13 protein-coding genes are annotated in these 16,576 nt (G+C 59.1%); 7 read left to right on the top strand and 6 right to left on the bottom strand.

What is annotated here, in order from left to right:
- Positions 1-442: 442 nt before the first annotated feature.
- The 3 genes from secD to tgt are packed head-to-tail and all read right to left on the bottom strand — an operon-like array spanning position 443 to position 4,394.
- Entirely contained in the window at positions 443-2,860 is a 2,418-nt protein-coding gene (secD, locus tag WAW39_RS07855) for a protein translocase subunit SecD (RefSeq protein ID WP_422317509.1), read from the bottom strand.
- A 41-nt stretch (positions 2,861-2,901) separates the two neighbouring features.
- Positions 2,902-3,255: a preprotein translocase subunit YajC gene (gene yajC, locus WAW39_RS07850; RefSeq protein ID WP_422317507.1), complete on the bottom strand. Its 354-nt coding sequence runs from the start codon at positions 3,253-3,255 to the stop codon at positions 2,902-2,904.
- Positions 3,252-4,394, bottom strand: a complete 1,143-nt coding sequence (gene tgt, locus WAW39_RS07845; protein ID WP_422317505.1) for a tRNA guanosine(34) transglycosylase Tgt — start codon at positions 4,392-4,394, stop codon at positions 3,252-3,254. The genes yajC and tgt overlap by 4 nt, the downstream gene beginning before the upstream one ends.
- A gap of 431 nt (positions 4,395-4,825) precedes the next feature.
- Here tgt and ychF point away from each other — a divergent pair, with 431 nt between their 5' ends.
- Positions 4,826-5,941: a redox-regulated ATPase YchF gene (gene ychF / locus WAW39_RS07840; protein ID WP_422317503.1), complete on the top strand. Its 1,116-nt coding sequence runs from the start codon at positions 4,826-4,828 to the stop codon at positions 5,939-5,941.
- A gap of 39 nt (positions 5,942-5,980) precedes the next feature.
- Here the strand turns inward: ychF and WAW39_RS07835 are convergent, their stop codons facing one another.
- A complete protein-coding gene (locus WAW39_RS07835; RefSeq protein WP_422317501.1) occupies positions 5,981-6,508 on the bottom strand; it encodes a hypothetical protein in 528 nt (175 codons plus the stop codon).
- A 182-nt stretch (positions 6,509-6,690) separates the two neighbouring features.
- Between WAW39_RS07835 and WAW39_RS07830 the strand changes: the two genes are divergently transcribed.
- Together WAW39_RS07830 and WAW39_RS07825 are read left to right on the top strand one after the other, a co-directional pair.
- Positions 6,691-8,070: a DUF1501 domain-containing protein gene (locus WAW39_RS07830; protein WP_422317499.1), complete on the top strand. Its 1,380-nt coding sequence runs from the start codon at positions 6,691-6,693 to the stop codon at positions 8,068-8,070.
- A gap of 42 nt (positions 8,071-8,112) precedes the next feature.
- On the top strand, positions 8,113-10,305 hold the full coding sequence (locus WAW39_RS07825; RefSeq protein WP_422317497.1) for a DUF1549 domain-containing protein: 2,193 nt from the start codon (positions 8,113-8,115) through the stop codon (positions 10,303-10,305).
- Here the strand turns inward: WAW39_RS07825 and WAW39_RS07820 are convergent.
- Complete coding sequence (locus tag WAW39_RS07820) at positions 10,299-10,619, bottom strand: type II toxin-antitoxin system RelE/ParE family toxin (protein WP_422317495.1); 321 nt, start codon at positions 10,617-10,619, stop codon at positions 10,299-10,301. The two genes, WAW39_RS07825 and WAW39_RS07820, sit on opposite strands and share 7 nt — an antisense overlap.
- On the bottom strand, positions 10,616-10,840 hold the full coding sequence (locus tag WAW39_RS07815) for an addiction module protein (RefSeq protein WP_422317493.1): 225 nt from the start codon (positions 10,838-10,840) through the stop codon (positions 10,616-10,618). The genes WAW39_RS07820 and WAW39_RS07815 overlap by 4 nt, the downstream gene beginning before the upstream one ends.
- A gap of 93 nt (positions 10,841-10,933) precedes the next feature.
- On the opposite strand from WAW39_RS07815, the gene WAW39_RS07810 reads away from it, so the two are divergent.
- From WAW39_RS07810 to WAW39_RS07795, 4 genes are all read left to right on the top strand, one after another.
- Positions 10,934-14,512, top strand: coding sequence for a c-type cytochrome domain-containing protein (locus WAW39_RS07810; protein ID WP_422317491.1), 3,579 nt, complete (start codon positions 10,934-10,936; stop codon positions 14,510-14,512).
- A gap of 99 nt (positions 14,513-14,611) precedes the next feature.
- Complete coding sequence (locus WAW39_RS07805) at positions 14,612-14,851, top strand: addiction module protein (protein WP_422317489.1); 240 nt, start codon at positions 14,612-14,614, stop codon at positions 14,849-14,851.
- Positions 14,848-15,135 (top strand): type II toxin-antitoxin system RelE/ParE family toxin, encoded by a 288-nt coding sequence (locus tag WAW39_RS07800; protein WP_422317487.1) that lies wholly within the window; start codon positions 14,848-14,850, stop codon positions 15,133-15,135. Before WAW39_RS07805 ends, WAW39_RS07800 begins: the two co-directional genes overlap by 4 nt.
- A 55-nt stretch (positions 15,136-15,190) precedes the next feature.
- Positions 15,191-16,564: a Gfo/Idh/MocA family protein gene (locus WAW39_RS07795; RefSeq protein WP_422317485.1), complete on the top strand. Its 1,374-nt coding sequence runs from the start codon at positions 15,191-15,193 to the stop codon at positions 16,562-16,564.
- Positions 16,565-16,576 lie beyond the last annotated feature (12 nt).

Here is a 16,576-nt window from a genome sequence, read left to right as displayed (position 1 = left end):
AACGACAAGCTCAACAAACAAGAGGGGGCGGCAGGAATGCCGCCCTCTTTTTTGTGCTTAACTGTCCATCGAAAAACTTACTCGAGTGGATGCCAGAGCATGGCTCGCAAGGAGGAGGGGATCATCCTGATCCCCCTTTGGCATGAATAAACAAGGGCCAGCCTGAAGGGATCATGATGCCGCCACTTCAAGCACCGAGAAGAGCGTGATCTTGAACAATGGCTTGAGTCCAAGAATAAGGCCATGCCGGACGCAGGCGAGCATTGAATGGGAGTACATTTCTCCCCAGCCTGCAGGCAGCGTTTGCTCCCTGATTTCTTATTCCGGACCAATGAAAACCTGCTGGTCTCGATTCACCTCCTTCAGCAAGGCAGGCGCAAAACGCCTGCCTTGCCATGGAGATTGATGATGGGAACCGAAACGAAAACCTTTCGAATTCCGATTACTTCTTGCCGGCAGCCACGGTCGCAGCGGCGATGGCCTGCTGCGCTTTGAGCTGCTCGATCTGTGCATCCAGCACCTGGTGCTTGAGGCTGGTACCGCTCCTCTTGGCGTACCACAGCACCAGCGGGGAGGCGATGAAGATGGAAGAGTAGGTGCCAAGCAGCACACCGATGGTGATCGGCATGGCGAACTCAAGCATGGCAGGATTGCCGAGGAAGAGCAGCACGATCATCGGCGCCAGGGCGGTTGGGCCGGTGAGGAGCGTACGAGAGAGGGTCTTGCAGATGGCCTCGTTCATCATGTCACGCATGCTGCCGCCCGTGCCCTTCTGAATGGTTTCACGGATACGGTCAAACACCACGATGGTGTCATTGATGGAGTAACCGGCGATGGTGAGCAGCGCGCCCACGTGGATGATGCTGAGCTCCTGGCCAAACAGCACGCACAAGCCGGGCACCATGAGCACGTCATGGAAGAGAGCGACGATGGCACCGACGGCGAAGGCAAACTCATACCGCATCAGCAGGTACACAAAGATCGCGATCAGCGCGGCGAACATGGCCCACATGGATTGCTTGGCGAGTTCGGAGCCGATCACGGAACCCACCGTTGCGATGCTGGTGCCGGCGACGGTGTCTTTGTTCCATTTGCCGGTGATCGCATGCTGGATCACCGCTCCGCTGTTCTCTTCGCAGCGGATGCTCAGGTTTTCTGTGCCGCCCGCGCTTTTGCGCTGGATGTAATAGCTGCCGAGGGGTTTGCCGTCGTCCTGCTTGAGTCCTTTGAAAAGGGCGTCGAAATCGGTGTCGGGGATGTCCTTGCCCTTGGCCAGCGTCACGTCGACACGGCTGCCACCGCGGAAGTCGATGCCGAAGCTTGCGCCGCCCTTATAAGCAAGAGTGCCAAACGAAATCGCGGTGACGACGAGTGAGGCAATGATGAATTTGGGAGCCGAGGACAGGATGTCGAAAACCTTGTCCGGGATGATTTTGGTCGTGTGAATTTTCTTCAGGATGTTCTTGTCCACCACCCACATGAAGATCACGCGGGTGACGATCAGCGCGCCGATCATCGAGGAGATCAGACCGATCATCAGCGTGACAGCGAAGCCTTTGACCAGACCGCCGGAAATGAGGAACAAAATCAGTGCTGAGATGAGCGTGGTGATGTTGGAGTCAGCAATGGCGGAAAAAGCCTTGTCATAGGCGGCTTCCAGCGCGGCGGCGAAAGTCTTGCCCGCCTCCATTTCCTCACGAAGTCGTTCATAGATCAGCACGTTAGCATCCACCGCCATGCCGATCGTCAGCACGACACCAGCAATGCCAGGCATGGTGAGCGTAAAGCCAAACAACGCCATCGCACCGAACAGGATCGCGATGTTGATGACCAGACCGACAATCGCCACGAGACCGGCGAGACGGTAGATGAACATCATGAAGCAGGTGGTGATGATCAGAGCGGCGACGCCGATCCACTTGCCCTGATCAATGGAAGACTGGCCGTAAGCAGAGGACACCGAGCTCTCAGACAGGATCTTCATCGGGTTCTGCAGCGGGTTGCTCAGCAGCGTGGCCAACGTGTCAGCCTCCTGTTGGGAAAAGCCCTTGCCGCCGCCACCAGAGATTTCCGCCCTGCCACCAAACTGTTTGGCTTGCAGCCGGGGTGCGGAGTGGATTTGGCCGTCCACGATGATGGCCATTTCTTTCTGATAATGCACTGCCGCCAGTTCATCAAACATCTTGGCTCCAGCACTGTCGAACTGGAGTGACACCTTGTTGCCTTCGGCATCGACGGTGCGGAAGGCCTTGGAAACATATTTTCCTTCGATATCAGCCGAATCGCGGACAAGTTCAGACCGGTTGATCACCGTGCCATCTTTACCCGTGATAGGAGTGCTGTAGAACATTTCGATCCAGCCCGGCTCCTTGATGCCGCCGCGCGCCTTGATCTGTTCCAGCTTGGCCTGGCTGTCTGGGTGAACCCGGCGGAACTCGAGGTGCGCCACGGTCTGAATCTTTTCGCGCACTTCCTTGATCTCCACTTCGGTGATGCCGGGCATCTGAATCACGATCCGGTCAGCTCCTTCAGGCTGCATGGTGAGATCCTTCGAGGCGTCAGCATTCAGACGTTTTTCAAGAATCGCGATCGCCTGCTGCACATCGCTGCTGGTCACTGCCTTGGGGCTGCCGTCATCATTCTTGCCTGGAGCAAGCTGAACGATGAACTCGCTGCCGCCCTGAAGGTCGATGCCCAGCTGGAGTTTCATCGCCTCGATCGTATAGATGGCCGAGAAGGCGGTGAGGATGATGAGGAGCGTGCCCACGCGCCGCTTGGTCGTATGCACGGCGGTGCCGACATAGACGAGCAGCATCATTAACAGGGAAGCACCGACAAAAAAGGTGGCGAAGGGATTCATGGACAGGTTGGCAGGTGGGTTGGGAAAATCAAAAGGGCCGCTTACGCTTCGGTCGCTTCAACGACGTCGGACTTTTTCGTCACGGCGGCGATCTTGACGCGCTCAAACTCGACTTTGACATTGTCGGCGATCTTGACCATCACAGTGCGGTCTTTCACGCTGGTGATAATGCCGTGCACGCCGCTTTCCATGATGACGTGGTCGCTCACGCCCACGCTGGCGATCAGCTTCTGGTGCTCCTTCATGCGCTTCTGCTGTGGACGGAAGATGACGAAATACATCACCACGATCATGAGGATCGGCAGCATCATCGGGCTGCCAAGGAGGCCGCCTTGGGCCCCAGCAGGTGCGGCCTGGGCCAGAAGAAGGGTGTTTTCGAGAGGGATGGAGATCATGATTCGGGAGCTGCGGTGGTGGACTTATATTTCGCGACGACCTCAGCCCGGAACTCGGCGAAACAACCCTGATCGATCGCTTGACGTGCCCTGGACGTGAGGGACGCGTAGAAATGCAGGTTATGCAGAGAAATCAACCGCAAACCCAGAATCTCCTGTGCCTGCACCAAATGGCGGATGTACGCCCTTGAAAAGCCCTGGCACAGCGGATGGGTGTCTTCGGAAATGGGGCGGAAGTCCTTGGCGTAGCAGGCATTCCGCAGGTTCATCAGCCCCTCATGGGTGAAGGCGGCGCCATTTCGCGCCAGCCGTGTGGGCAGCACACAGTCAAACATGTCGATCCCGCGTGCGATCAGCTCGATCACCTGCGGCGGCGTGCCCAGCCCCATGGCATATCGGGCCTGATTCGCGGGAAGATGCGGCGTCACCCACTCGGCGATGCGCATCATGTCCTCCTCCGGCTCGCCCACGCTCAGTCCGCCGATGGCGTAGCCGTCAAAACCCATCGCCACCAGCTCCCGGGCAGATTTTTCGCGCAGTTCTTTGTAGACACTCCCCTGCACGATCCCGAAGTGCTGCTGTGCCCCTCCACCAGTCTGCGGCCGGTGTTCATCAATCCAGGTCCGGCAGCGTTTGGCCCAGCGCAGGGTCAGATCGAGGCTTTTTTCAGCCTCCTTGGCCTCACAGGGATACGGCGTGCATTCATCAAACAACATCGCCACGTCCGAGCCCAGCGTCGCCTGAATCTCCATCGAGGTCTCCGGGCCGATGAACATCGGCGTGCCGTCGAGGTGGTTTTGGAAGTGGCAGCCCTCCTCTTTGATTTTCCGCAGCTTCGCCAGCGAGAACACTTGGAATCCGCCGCTGTCCGTCAAAATCGGCCGGTCCCAGTTCGCGAACTTATGCAGCCCGCCAGCCGCCTGCATGATCTCCATGCCGGGGCGTACAAAGAGGTGGTAGGTGTTCCCCAGGATGATCTGCGAGTTCAGCGCCTTCAGCTCTTCCGGGTGCATGGCCTTTACCGTGCCCTGAGTCCCCACAGGCATGAACACCGGCGTCTCCACCACGCCATGGGGCGTCGTCAGCCGCCCGCGGCGGGCGTGGGACGAAGGATCGGTGGCAAGAAGCTCAAAAGACATGGTGGGACCACAAAAAGGGCGCGGACACTCGTCGATGTGGCGGAAAGAGCAAGCATGGTGCGTTGTTCGCCAAAAACTTCAGGAGGATCCCCATCAGTATTGACGCACAAACTTAGATTTTACCGAAATTTCGTTTTTGGTCTGTGTCTGGTTGTTTTTGGCTCTTCCGCATGGGCCCAGCAGATGGCCCCCGCTGTGGAGCAGACGATCCGTGAGGCGATGCGCCTCGGCACGCGTTCCGGCCAGGGGCAGGCGGCACAACTCTCCTGCAGCCAGCAGCAACGCAGGAGCTATCACAAACATCAGCACCGGTAACCTGCAGATTCAAAATACCTCCAGCACCGCAGGCGTGTCCCCGCCCCGATTAGTTCTACTGGGTTTGCAGCGCGAGCTTGCGCTCCTACCCGCATACCGCTAATCTCGCCGCCCTTATGCTCAGAGCCGGTATTGTAGGCCTTCCTAACGTTGGCAAATCCACCCTTTTTAACGCTGTCACCCGCACCCGCAAGGCGGAGGCAGCCAACTATCCATTCTGCACCATCGAGCCGAACACCGGCGTCGTCACCGTGCCGGATGAGCGCCTCGCCGTGCTCTCGAAGATCTCCGGGTCCTCGAAACTGGTGCCTGCCGCCATCGAGTTCGTGGACATTGCCGGTCTCGTCAAAGGCGCGAGCCAGGGCGAAGGCCTGGGCAACAAATTCCTCAGCCACATCCGCGAAGTGGACGCCATCGTCCATGTGGTGCGCTGCTTTGAAAATGGCGACATCACCCACGTCAGCGGCACGATTGACCCCGTGCGTGACATCGAAGTCATCAATACCGAGTTGATCCTCGCCGACATGGACGCCATCCAGCGCCGCAAGGACAAGGCCGAAAAGAATGCGAAAAGAGGCGAAAAAGACGCGAAAGCCGAACTCGCCATCTGCGAAAGGCTGATCCCGCATTTCGACGCCGGCAAACCCGCCGTGACGCTCGAAATGACCGAGGAGGAGCGTAAGCTGGTGAAATCCTTCTTCCTGCTCAGCTCCAAGCCATGCATCTTCGCCTGCAACGTCGCCGAGAACGATCTCGCGACCGCTTCAAACGATCCTGACAACCATCCCTTCGTTGGCAAGGTGCGTGAATACGTAAAGCATGCCCACGAGGCCAGCGCCGTCGTCGTCAGCGCTGCCATCGAAAGCGAGTTGATCGACCTCAGCGACGAAGAAGCCAAAGCCTACCTCTCCGACATCGGCGTGACGGACAGCGGCGTCTCTCGCCTGATCAAGGGCGTCTATGACCTCCTCGGCCTGCAGACCTACCTGACCACCGGCGAGAAGGAAACCCGCGCCTGGACCATCACCAAGGGCATGAAGGCCCCGCAGGCCGCCGGCGTCATCCATGGCGACTTCGAACGCGGCTTCATCGCCGGCGAGATCGTCCATTTCAACGACCTCGTCGAACTCGGCTCCAATGCGAAGGCAAAGGAAAAGGGCAAGTGGCGCATCGAAGGCAAAGAATACGTCATGCGCGACGGCGACGTCGTCGAATGGCGCTTCAACGTCTGAAGCGCTGTTGGCGTGCAGCCCGCAGCCCAGTTTTCTGCCTTACTCTGTCCAAGAGCGCCCCTGGCCTGTTCGGAAGGAGCGTTCCAGACTGCCATAGAGCGTATTCAATCGGGCTTCATCCTTGAGTACAAACTCGACAGTATGAGCGTGGGTGGACACTGGGTAGTTCTTCACCACTTTCGGGGTGACCAGATCGGGTGAAACGCGGCCGGCCGCCTGCTCAAATAGTCCCTTCGCCTTTTCCAAGGCTTGAGTCCCGGCACCCAGGGTGCTGCTGCCGGTATCCGGCTTGTAAGGCTCCAGAAAGTAAAAGCGCACGATTTGGGCGGAGTTGAGCGTCAGGTTGATCTCCACCACGCGGGCCACGCCGTCGGAGATGTACTCGTGTTTGGAAAGGGCGATGATTTGATTGGCACGCACGATGTAGTTGCCCCCCTTGAACTTCCCCTGCCACAGACCATCCTGCGTCGTGGTGTCCTGCTGAGGTGTCTGGCCGCTGGGAGTGGTGGTTTGCGCTTGCAGAGGAATCGTCAGAAGCAACGAAAGGAGGATGAAGAGTGCTTTCATGAGAATGGGAGGAGGGAAGACTAGCACGAGTGCCGCATGAAAGAACAACCCTTTCTTTGCTCGAATGTTTCTTCCGAACGTGGCTAGGGGGCCGGAAAGGCCCATCTTCGAAAGCGGCATCATCCATTCAGTTTCAGCCTCGGACTGCGTATTAGTAAGCAGTTCACCCCCCCACGCGCACCATGTTCAAGTTCTCCGGCCAAGGCTCCATCACCAATTGCGACGGCATTTCGCGTCGAGATTTCCTGCAGGCAGGCGCCCTCGGCGCCATCGGGCTGACCATGCCCGGTTTTGCCAAATTGAAGGCCGAGGGCAAGGTGGACTCCAAAAAGAGCAACAAGGCCTGCATCATGATCTTCAATCTCGGTGCACCGAGCCAGCAGGATCTCTGGGACATGAAGCCCGATGCGCCAAGCGAGATTCGCGGCCCCTTCAAACCCATCCGTACCAAGAGCAATGCTTTCGAGATCTCCGAAATCCTGCCTCTGCACGCCAAGATCGCGGACAAGTTCAGCCTCGTCCGCTCCTGCTACCACACCGCGGCCGCAGTGCATGACACCGGGCACCAGATGATGCAGACGGGCCGGCTTTTCACAGGCGGGGTCAATACTCCCCATGTCGGCAGCGCCCTCGAGTTCCTGCAAGGCCGCCGCAGCGATCTGCCCGCGCATGTCATTCTGCCGGAATCCATGGGCCCTACCGGTGGCAACATGCCGCACGGCCAGGACGCTGGATTCCTCGGCAAAGCCTACGATCCCTTCGTGCTGAACGCTGACCCTGCGGTCAAAGATTTCAAAGTGCCCGATCTCCTGCCACCGAAGGAAATCGGCGAGGTGCGCCTCGAACGCCGCCGCGAACTGCGTGAGCTGGTGGACAGCAGCGTGCGCAATTTTGAATACAGCGAGCAGGCCAAACTCATGGATTCCAATTTCGAATCCGCCTACCGCATCATGACCAGCACGCAGGCCCGCGAGGCCTTCGACCTTACCAAGGAGCCGCTCAAAGTCCGCGAGCGTTACGGCATGAACCGCTTCGGCCAGAGCTGCCTGCTGGCCCGCCGCCTCGTCGAGCGCGGCGTTCGCTTCGTCACCGTGAACACCTTCATCACCGTGTTTGGTGAAATCACCTGGGACATCCACGGCTCGAAGCCCTTCACCAGCATCGAAGGCATGCGCGACATCGTGGCCCCCATGTATGACCAGGGTTACAGCGCCCTCATCGAGGACTTGTTCCAGCGCGGCATGCTCGACGACACCATGGTCACCTGCCTCGCCGAATTCGGCCGCACGCCCAAGATCAATCCCGCCGGTGGCCGCGACCACTGGCCGAACTGCTGGACCGTCAACTTCGCCGGCGGCGGCATCAAAGGCGGCGAAGTCATCGGCAAATCCGATGACATCGGCGGCTACCCCACCGAGCGCCCCGTCGCCCCGAAAGAAATCGTCGCCACCATCTACCAGTCCCTCGGCATCGATCTCACCACCGAGCTCCCCGGACCGCAGGGCCGTCCGTATCCTGTCGTCGATTTCGGCACCCAAGCCATCAAAGAGCTGTTTGCGTAGAACGGGCTTTCGCCTCCCGCCAACCCTCATCGCGTGTCATTCATGATGTTTCGTTCTTTCATCGCCTTCGCGGCTCTCGCATCGGCTGCTGCCGCCGAAGCCCCATCATTCCGCAACACCATCCAGCCCATCCTCACGCGCTACGGCTGCGCCATGGGCGCGTGTCACGGTGCCGCCGCAGGGCAGGGCGGCTTTCGTCTTTCCTTGCGCGGGTTTGATGACGAAGGGGACTGGATCTCCGTCACGCGCAGCGCGAATGGCCGCCGCCTTACCATGGAAGATCCGGCACGCAGTCTGTTTTTGCTCAAGGCCGTCAAAGCGGTGCCGCACAAGGGCGACAAACGCTTCGAGGTGAACTCCCCGGAGTATAAAGCCATCGCCGACTGGATCGCTGCGGGCGCCCCGGGACCGAAGGCCAGTGATCCGCTCATCGTCGCACTGGATGTGGAGCCGAAGCAACTGGTGACGAAGCCCGGTGTCACGCTGCCGCTCAAAGTCACCGCGAAGTTCAGCGACGGCCACAGCGAGGACGTGACGCGCTGGGCCAAATACAACGGCGTCAACGCCAGCGTCGCCACCGTGGACGAGCATGGTGTCGTCAAAACCACCGGTCGTGGTGAAACAGTCATCAGCGCTTGGTATCTCAGCCGCCTCGCCGTCTCCACTCTAGTGGTGCCGAGCGATGCTGCAGTTGATCAGGCGGCATTTGCTCAGATGAAGCCGCGTAATTTCATCGACGAGCAGGTTCTCACAAAACTTCGCGCCTTGAATATCCCGCCTTCCGGACGTGCGGAAGATCACGAATTTCTGCGCCGTGCCTTTCTCGATACCATCGGCGTTTTGCCCTCCCTGGAAGAAACCCGCACCTTCCTCGCTGACAAAGCCACGAACAAACGCGACCGCCTGATCGAAGCGCTGCTGCAGCGGCCTGAGTTCGTCGATTACTGGTCGCATCGCTGGAGCGATCTGCTGCTCGTCAATGGCGACAAGCTCATGCCGCAGTCCATGTGGGCCTACTACAACTGGATCCGCCGCAACGTCGCTGCGAACACCCCGTGGGACGTCATGGTGCGCGATCTCCTCACAGCCACCGGCAGCACGCTGGAAAACGGCGCGGGCAATTTTTTCATCCTTAACGACGAGCCCACCAAATGCGCCGAGACCATCAGCGTCGCTTTCCTCGGTACCTCCATCGCCTGCGCCAAGTGCCACAACCATCCCATGGAGAAGTGGACGAACAACGAGTACTTCGCCTTTGCCAACATGCTCTCCCGCGTTCGCACGAAAAACGGCGCGCAGGCCGATGAACGCGTCCTTTTCTCCGCCGCCGATGGCGAACTCGTGCAGCCGCTCACCGGTAAGCCGCAGGCTCCGCACCCGCTGGATGTCACGACGGCTGTCTCCATGACTTCCACCGAGGACCGCCGCGTGCCGCTCGCAAAATGGCTCACCAGCGCCGACAACAAACTCTTCCAGCGCGCCATCGTGAACCGCGTGTGGGCCAATTTCTTCGGCTCTGGCCTCGTCGAAGCCGTGGATGATCTGCGCGTGACCAATCCCGCCAGCAACGAGCCGCTCTTTGCCGCCGCATGTGAGCATCTAGTGAAGCAGAAATTCGATCTAAAGGCCCTCATGCGCACCATCCTGCAGAGCGAGACCTATCAGCGCAGCAGCATCACCCTGCCCGAAAACATCACCGATCTCCGCTACGGCTCGCACTACGTCCCACGCCGTCTCAAAGCCGAAGTCCTGCTGGACACCGTGTCCCAGGTCACCGCTGCGCCCACCACCTTCAAGATCGACAAACGCAACGCCAACAAAGGCACCAGCGAAAGCTATCCCATGGGCTTCCGCGCCCTGCAGCTGCCAGACAGCAACATCGCCAGCTACTTCTTGAAGAGCTTTGGTCGCGCCGACCGCGTCAACACCTGCGAATGCGAACGCACCAATGAACCCAGCATGGCCCAGGCCCTGCACATCTCCAACGGCGACACCCTCAACCAAAAGCTCGCCCAAAAAGACAACCGCCTCGATGCGCTGCTCGCCAGCAAGCTCAGCAACGAGAAGATCGTCGAAGAAGCCTACCTCATCTCCCTCGCCCGTCTCCCCACTGAGCGCGAAATCACCAAGACCACCGCGATGCTTGCCACCGCCAAACCCGAAGACCGCCGTACCACCCTGGAAGACATCTTCTGGAGCCTGATGGGCTCGAAGGAGTTTTTGTTCAATCACTGATTGCCTGGATCACGCTCGCTGAGCGTGCTCCTCAAATCCTCGGGATTTTTAGCTGTATGCCAAAGCAACGTCACCACCACCCAGTCATCCTGAATGCGAAAGTAGATCGCATACGGGAATGGTTTGGCGAAAACTCGGCTGAACTGTTTGTAAATCAGCCGATGGGTTCCTGTGAAACGGAGGATTTCAGGCAGCTGCGATCTGAAAGCAGCCACAAAACGACGGCTCAGATCACGCCCACCTACTCGATCATGCCAGGCAGCAGCATCGTCGATATCATCCCAGACTTCTGGAAGAATGCGGATCTGTTTCATCCATGTCTGGCTTTAACGAGTGCGTCAAACTGCTCCAGTGTCAGAGCCCGGGAAGGATCACGCTCAAACCGGGCCCAGCGGGAATCGAGTTCGCGCTTTTCAGGCTCACTGACTTGCGGCTCATTCATGGATTCACCGATGGACTGCCATAGTGCGTCCACCAGCAGCAGCTTCTCTCCAACTGGAAGTGCCTGGAGTTTGCGGAGTTCACTCTCACTCATGGCGGAAGTATCCCGGCCGGCCGCTATTTTGCAACCCCTCTCTCACCCCATTGATACCGCGCTATGAGCATGATTCGGCAGACTCTTTTTCTGATGGCTTTCATTATCACCGCCCACGCCCAGACCGTGGACTACACCAAGCAGATCGTCCCGCTCTGGGACACCTACTGCATCGACTGCCATGACGACACCGATGCAGATGGCGAGTTCCGCCTGGACACCTTCGCGAACTTGATGAAGGGCGGCAAGGAGGGCGTGGCCATCGTTGCGGGCAAAGCCAATGACAGCATGCTGGTCAAGTTTCTCGAAGGTCATTCGGGCCGCGGTGGCAAGAATGAATTCATGCCACCCGGCAAGCGCGAAAAACTGAAACCCGAGGAGATCGCCCTGATCAAAACTTGGATCGATACCGGTGCCAAGGGTCCGGTGATCGCCGATGCGAAGCCGATGCCGAGGGAGGTCATCACCCCGCAAATCATGCCAACGGTGCCGCTGAAACACGCGATCCAAGCCGTGGCATTTTCGCCGAAAGTACAGCTTATAGCAGTGGGCCGATACGGCGAGGTCGAGCTGCTCAATCCTGTCACTCGGGCCGTGGTGCGAAAGCTCACAGGCTTCAAGGGCAAGGCCAATGCGGTCGCATTTTCACCAGATGGCGCAACAGTCTATGCCGCTGGTGGCGAGGCGGGCATTGTGGGCATCGTGAAGAGCTGGAAGACCAGCGATGGCACTCCCTTGCAGTCATTCGAAGGTCATCTCGATGCTGCTTATGCTCTCGCTGTTTCGCCCGATGGTAAGATGATCGCCACAGGAGCCTACGATCAAAAGATCCGCCTGTGGGATGTTGTGACGGGCAAGGAACTCGCCCTGCTCAAAGGCCACAACGGCGCAGTCAATGGCCTCTCATTCCGCCCGGATGGCAAAGTGCTCGCGAGCGCCAGCGCCGACCGCACGGTGAAGCTTTGGAGCATTCCGGGTGGCCAGCGTCTCGACACGCTCTCGCAGCCTACGAAGGAGCAGACCAGCGTCGTCTTCAGCGCCGATGGCAAGCACCTCTTCGCCGCAGGCGGTGACAACCGCATCCGCCAATGGCAGATCAGCGCCGATGCCAAGGAGGGCACCAACAAGATCATCACCAGCCGGTTTGCCCATGAAGGTGGCATCCTGAATCTCGCGCTGTCCATCGACGGCCAGTTGCTCGCCTCCACCTCCACCGACAAGTCGCTCAAGATTTGGAATACCGCCGATCTCACGGAAAAGATCCCTTTGGAGAAACAGCCTGACTGGTCATCCGCACTCGCCTTCACCGACAAAGCACAACTCGTGGCCGGTCGCGTGGATGGCAGCCTCAGCGTCTATGAATCCACCACCGGCAAGACGGTGATGGCCCCTGCGCCTACGAAGCCTGCCATGGTCGCAAAGCCCGAACTCACTCGCGTCACCCCACGCGCCGCACACATTGGTGGCGAACTGTTGCTGACCTTTGCTGGCAAAGGCTTCACTCAAGATACGCAGGTCATGGCTTCGCATCCCGGACTGAAAGTGCAGCTCATCAAAACCTCGGTCAAACCCACCACGGCCCGCGTCAAAATCACCGCCAGCACCGAAGTGCCACGCGGCGCATACGAAGTCTGGCTCAAGAGCACAGCCGGAGAATCCGCACGGATGAAAATCTCTGCCGATGATCTTGCCCCCACCATCACGCAGGCGGCTGATTTCAAAGCGGCACCCGTTAGCGTCCTCTCACTGCCCACCAGCCTCTGGGGCACACTCACCGAGATCGGCCAGCATGACGCTTATCGTTTCAAAGCCAAAGCAGGCGAAGAGCTCGTCTTTGATCTCGCCGTCGCACAGATCGGCAGCATGGCGAAATCACCGGCGATCGAAATCATTGATGATAACCGCACCGTGCTCGCTGTGAATCGCGGTCTCGACAGCGGCAGCGATCCCTTCCTCGCATGGAAAGCGCCTGCGGATGGTGATTACATCGTGCTCGTGAGCAACACCACCATGGATGGCAGCGCTGATCACGCCTACCGCCTCACCCTCGGCGCAGTACCTTACGTGACCGCTTGGTCGCCGCTCTTTGCCCAGATTGGTAAAGCGACAAAAGTCACCCTCATCGGTCATCACCTCGCTGACAAAGCCACCGTGATGATGAAGCCCGACAAGGAAGGCCAGATGAATGTGCCGCTCGATGCCAAGGCCTTGCGCTTCCGCTCCATGCCCGCGCTGCGTGTGACCGCTCTGGCGCAAATCGAAGAAGTGGAAAGCAATGATGACATCTCCAAGGCACAAAACGTCACCGCGCCCATCACAGTGAATGCGCGCCTTGCTCAGGCGCAAGACAGCGATTGCTTCGCCTTCGAAGCAAAAAAAGGCCAGGAGTGGATCATCGAGACTCTGGCCGATCTGGCGGGTTCGCCAGCCGATACGAAACTGGAAGTCCTGCATGCCGACGGCAAACCCGTGCAGCGCATCCTGCTCCAAGCCGTGCGCGACAGCTACAACAACTTCCGCAGTGTCGATGCCAACAACCCCGACATTCGTTTGCAAAACTGGGAGGAGATGGAGCTGAACGAGTTCGCCTATTTCAATGGCGACGTGATGAAGATCATCCGCATGCCGCGCGGCCCGGATGGCGGCTGTTTCTTCTACACCACGGGTGGCAAACGCCGCGCCTACTTTGACACCACGGCGAATTCACACTCGCTCGACGAGCCCTGCTACATCGTCGAGCCCAAGCCCATCGGCAGCCAAATCGTGCCGAACGGCCTGCCTGTCTTCACTCTCAACTACACCAACGACGACAGCGGTGACCGCAAGCTCGGCAGCGACTCCTGCCTTACCTTCACCGCACCTGCGGATGGTCGTTACATCATCAAAGTCTCTGACACCCGCGCCTGGGGTGGTGAGCGCTATGTCTATGCTCTTTCCATCCGCCAGCCGATGCCGGACTTCAGCGTAAAGCTCGCCGGCATGAACCCCACCGTCATGCCCGGTGCCTCCGTCGGTTTCTCCTTCCGCGCAGATCGCACGGATGGTCACGATGATCCCATCCAGATCGAAGTCACCGGCCTGCCCGCCGGTTATTATGCCTCCTCACCGCTTCTGATCGAAGCCGGGCACGATCTGATCAGCGGCAGCCTCCACGCCGCGCCAGATGCCGCTGCAAACTCCGACTGGAGCAAACTCAAGATCACCGCGAAATCCAAAGCCCTCACACATGACGCCGGCACCTTGGGCAAAGTCACACTCGGTGCCGCACCGAAGTTCATCATCGTCATGGAGCCCGATGCAGGCGGCAAGCCCGTCATGCGCGAACTCAAAGACGAAACCAAGCCCCTCGAAATCACCCTCGCCCCCGGTCAAACCGTGAAAGCCTGGATTCGCGCCGTGCGCATGGGCAACGATGGCATCCTCAGCCTTGACGTGCATGGCCTGCCTCACGGCGTCATCGTCGATGACATCGGCCTCAACGGCGTGCAGATCCGCGAAAAAGAAAACGAGCGCCCCATCTTCTTCCGCGCCGCCAACTGGGTCAAAGACCAGGACAAACTCATCCACGCCGCCCTCAGCTCCGCCCGCAACGAACACGACAGCGCCGGATTGCAGACGAGCTTTCCGATCCTGATGAAGATCCGGAAGCCCGTGGGTGTGGCGGGGAGGTGACTAGCTCCATGAACAATATCATTGAGGCTGTTGATTGGAAAGAGGCCTGTTGCATGCGGGGTTAAATGGAGCACTTTTAAAAGTACCGTTCAGCAAGCCATGGTCACGACACTCACCCTTGATTCCTTCATTGCCGAAGCCATGCAATTCGGTCCCGACAGCCGTCTTGAACTAGCCGAACGTCTCGTGGCCAGCGTCCCGGCCGATGCCGAGATTGAATCCGCTCAGCTTGATGAGGTGCATTGGCGTATGGAGGAGGTTAATGCAGGTCGGATGGCTGTGATTGACGGTGAGGATGCGCTCCGGCAGGTTCGTGGAGCCGTTCTTGGAAGGGCATGAAATACGTTTTTACCTTGGCGGCTCTGACGGAGTATCATGAAGCCGCAGAATGGTATCGCGAAAGGAGTTTGTTTGCCGCCGACCGGTTTATTGGAGAGGTCGAGGTTGCAGTTGGTGACATTTGCAAAGATCCCCAGCGATACCAGCAGGTTCGTGGAGGCTTTCAGGTGTTTCGTCTGCGTCGATTTCCATTCAAGATCATCTATCACCATGCGGATGATCTGGTGACCATTTACGCCGTGTTTCATGAGCGCCGCCGCCCCGATGCCTGGCGTGATCGTTAGCGGGTCTGTGTTCTGGATGCGAGATGAGGTCAAAACTCCTCGTTTCTAAAGACTCATGAACCGCCGCCATTTCCTCCAGCAATCCCTCGCCGCCACCGCGTCCCTATCCGCGCCCGCCATCCTGAGCGCACGGTCCCCGAACTCCATGTTCCAGGTGGCCTCGATCGGCGTCGGCGGGATGGGAGCAGTGACAATGATGAGCGTGCTGCAGCACTCCAAAGTGCGGCTGGTGGGCATGTGCGATGTGGATGCGAAGACACTCGAACTCGCTCGCGGCGGCAATGCAACCCGGCGGAAAGAACTCCAAGACCCAGATGCCGCCAAGCGACTGGAAGGCGCGGCACCCTTTCGTGATTACCGCGAGATGATCGCCAAGCTGGGCGACAGCATCGACGCGGTGACGATCGGCACGCCGGACCACATGCATGCGGCCATGGCAGTGACGGCGCTGCGGGCCAAAAAACACGTCTACCTCCAGAAGCCGCTCACCCATCACATCCACGAGGCGCGGATTCTCGGTGCCGAGGCCACAAAGGCTGGAGTCACCACCCAGATGGGCACGCAGGGCCATTCCAGCATCGAAACCTCGCTCGCCGTCGATCTCATCAAGAGCGGTGCCATCGGCAAGGTGAAGGAAATCATCTGCTGGGAGAACAAAAAAGCCAATTGGTGGCCCAAAGTCACCGAACGCAAAGCGCAGGCCGATCCGGTGCCGACGAATCTTGATTGGAACCTGTGGCTTGGCGTGGCCGATGAAGTGCCATTTCTTGACGGCGCCTATCATCCCTCCATGTGGCGCTCATGGGTCGATTTCGGCGTCGGCATGATGGGCGACATGGGCTGCCATTATTTCGATGTCGTCTTTGCCTGCCTTGGCCTCGCCGCACCCACCCGCGTCCGTTGTCTCGATGCAGGCAGCAAGGGCGATCTCTATGCGCAGAAGCGCCATCTGGAACTCGAGTTCCCCGGCACACCCCTCACGGCGGGCGACAAGATCAAGATGACCTGGACCGACGGTGGCTATCCGTATGACCCCCGCGTCATCAAGCCCAGCGTGCTCACCAAAGACACCCCCAGCGGCATCTTCTTCATCGGCGAAAACGGCAGCATCTTCAAGCCGCACAGCCAGCGCCCTTGGCTGTTGCCAGAGGAAAAATTCACCGGCTTCGCTTATCCGAAAACCCGCATCGCCAACCATTACACCGATTGGGTGGATGCCTGCATCAAAGGCGAAAAAGCCGCCGCCGATCTGCCCACCTACGGCTGCCCCGTGACGGAGGCGGTGCTCCTCGGCGTCCTCGCTGAGCGCAATCCCGGCGGCTGGATCGAATGGGACGCCGCCGCTGGCCAGGTGACAAACCAGCCCGCACTCAATGCCCAGCTCACGCGCAAATACCGCGATGGCTGGAGCGTCGCCGGACTGGGCTGAGGGTGTCTGAAC

Source organism: Prosthecobacter sp., from assembly GCF_049294395.1.
Lineage (GTDB): Bacteria > Verrucomicrobiota > Verrucomicrobiia > Verrucomicrobiales > Verrucomicrobiaceae > Prosthecobacter.
This window is presented reverse-complemented; position numbering and strand designations above follow the sequence as displayed.

Coding starts and splice junctions, on each gene's coding strand:
- WAW39_RS07810 (WP_422317491.1), top strand. CDS start 10,934: ATGGCTTTCATTATCACCGCCCACGCCCAGACCGTGGACTACACCAAG.
- WAW39_RS07815 (WP_422317493.1), bottom strand. CDS start 10,840: ATGAGTGAGAGTGAACTCCGCAAACTCCAGGCACTTCCAGTTGGAGAG.
- WAW39_RS07820 (WP_422317495.1), bottom strand. CDS start 10,619: ATGAAACAGATCCGCATTCTTCCAGAAGTCTGGGATGATATCGACGAT.
- WAW39_RS07825 (WP_422317497.1), top strand. CDS start 8,113: ATGATGTTTCGTTCTTTCATCGCCTTCGCGGCTCTCGCATCGGCTGCT.
- WAW39_RS07835 (WP_422317501.1), bottom strand. CDS start 6,508: ATGAAAGCACTCTTCATCCTCCTTTCGTTGCTTCTGACGATTCCTCTG.
- WAW39_RS07795 (WP_422317485.1), top strand. CDS start 15,191: ATGAACCGCCGCCATTTCCTCCAGCAATCCCTCGCCGCCACCGCGTCC.
- WAW39_RS07805 (WP_422317489.1), top strand. CDS start 14,612: ATGGTCACGACACTCACCCTTGATTCCTTCATTGCCGAAGCCATGCAA.
- WAW39_RS07830 (WP_422317499.1), top strand. CDS start 6,691: ATGTTCAAGTTCTCCGGCCAAGGCTCCATCACCAATTGCGACGGCATT.
- tgt (WP_422317505.1), bottom strand. CDS start 4,394: ATGTCTTTTGAGCTTCTTGCCACCGATCCTTCGTCCCACGCCCGCCGC.
- secD (WP_422317509.1), bottom strand. CDS start 2,860: ATGAATCCCTTCGCCACCTTTTTTGTCGGTGCTTCCCTGTTAATGATG.
- ychF (WP_422317503.1), top strand. CDS start 4,826: ATGCTCAGAGCCGGTATTGTAGGCCTTCCTAACGTTGGCAAATCCACC.
- WAW39_RS07800 (WP_422317487.1), top strand. CDS start 14,848: ATGAAATACGTTTTTACCTTGGCGGCTCTGACGGAGTATCATGAAGCC.
- yajC (WP_422317507.1), bottom strand. CDS start 3,255: ATGATCTCCATCCCTCTCGAAAACACCCTTCTTCTGGCCCAGGCCGCA.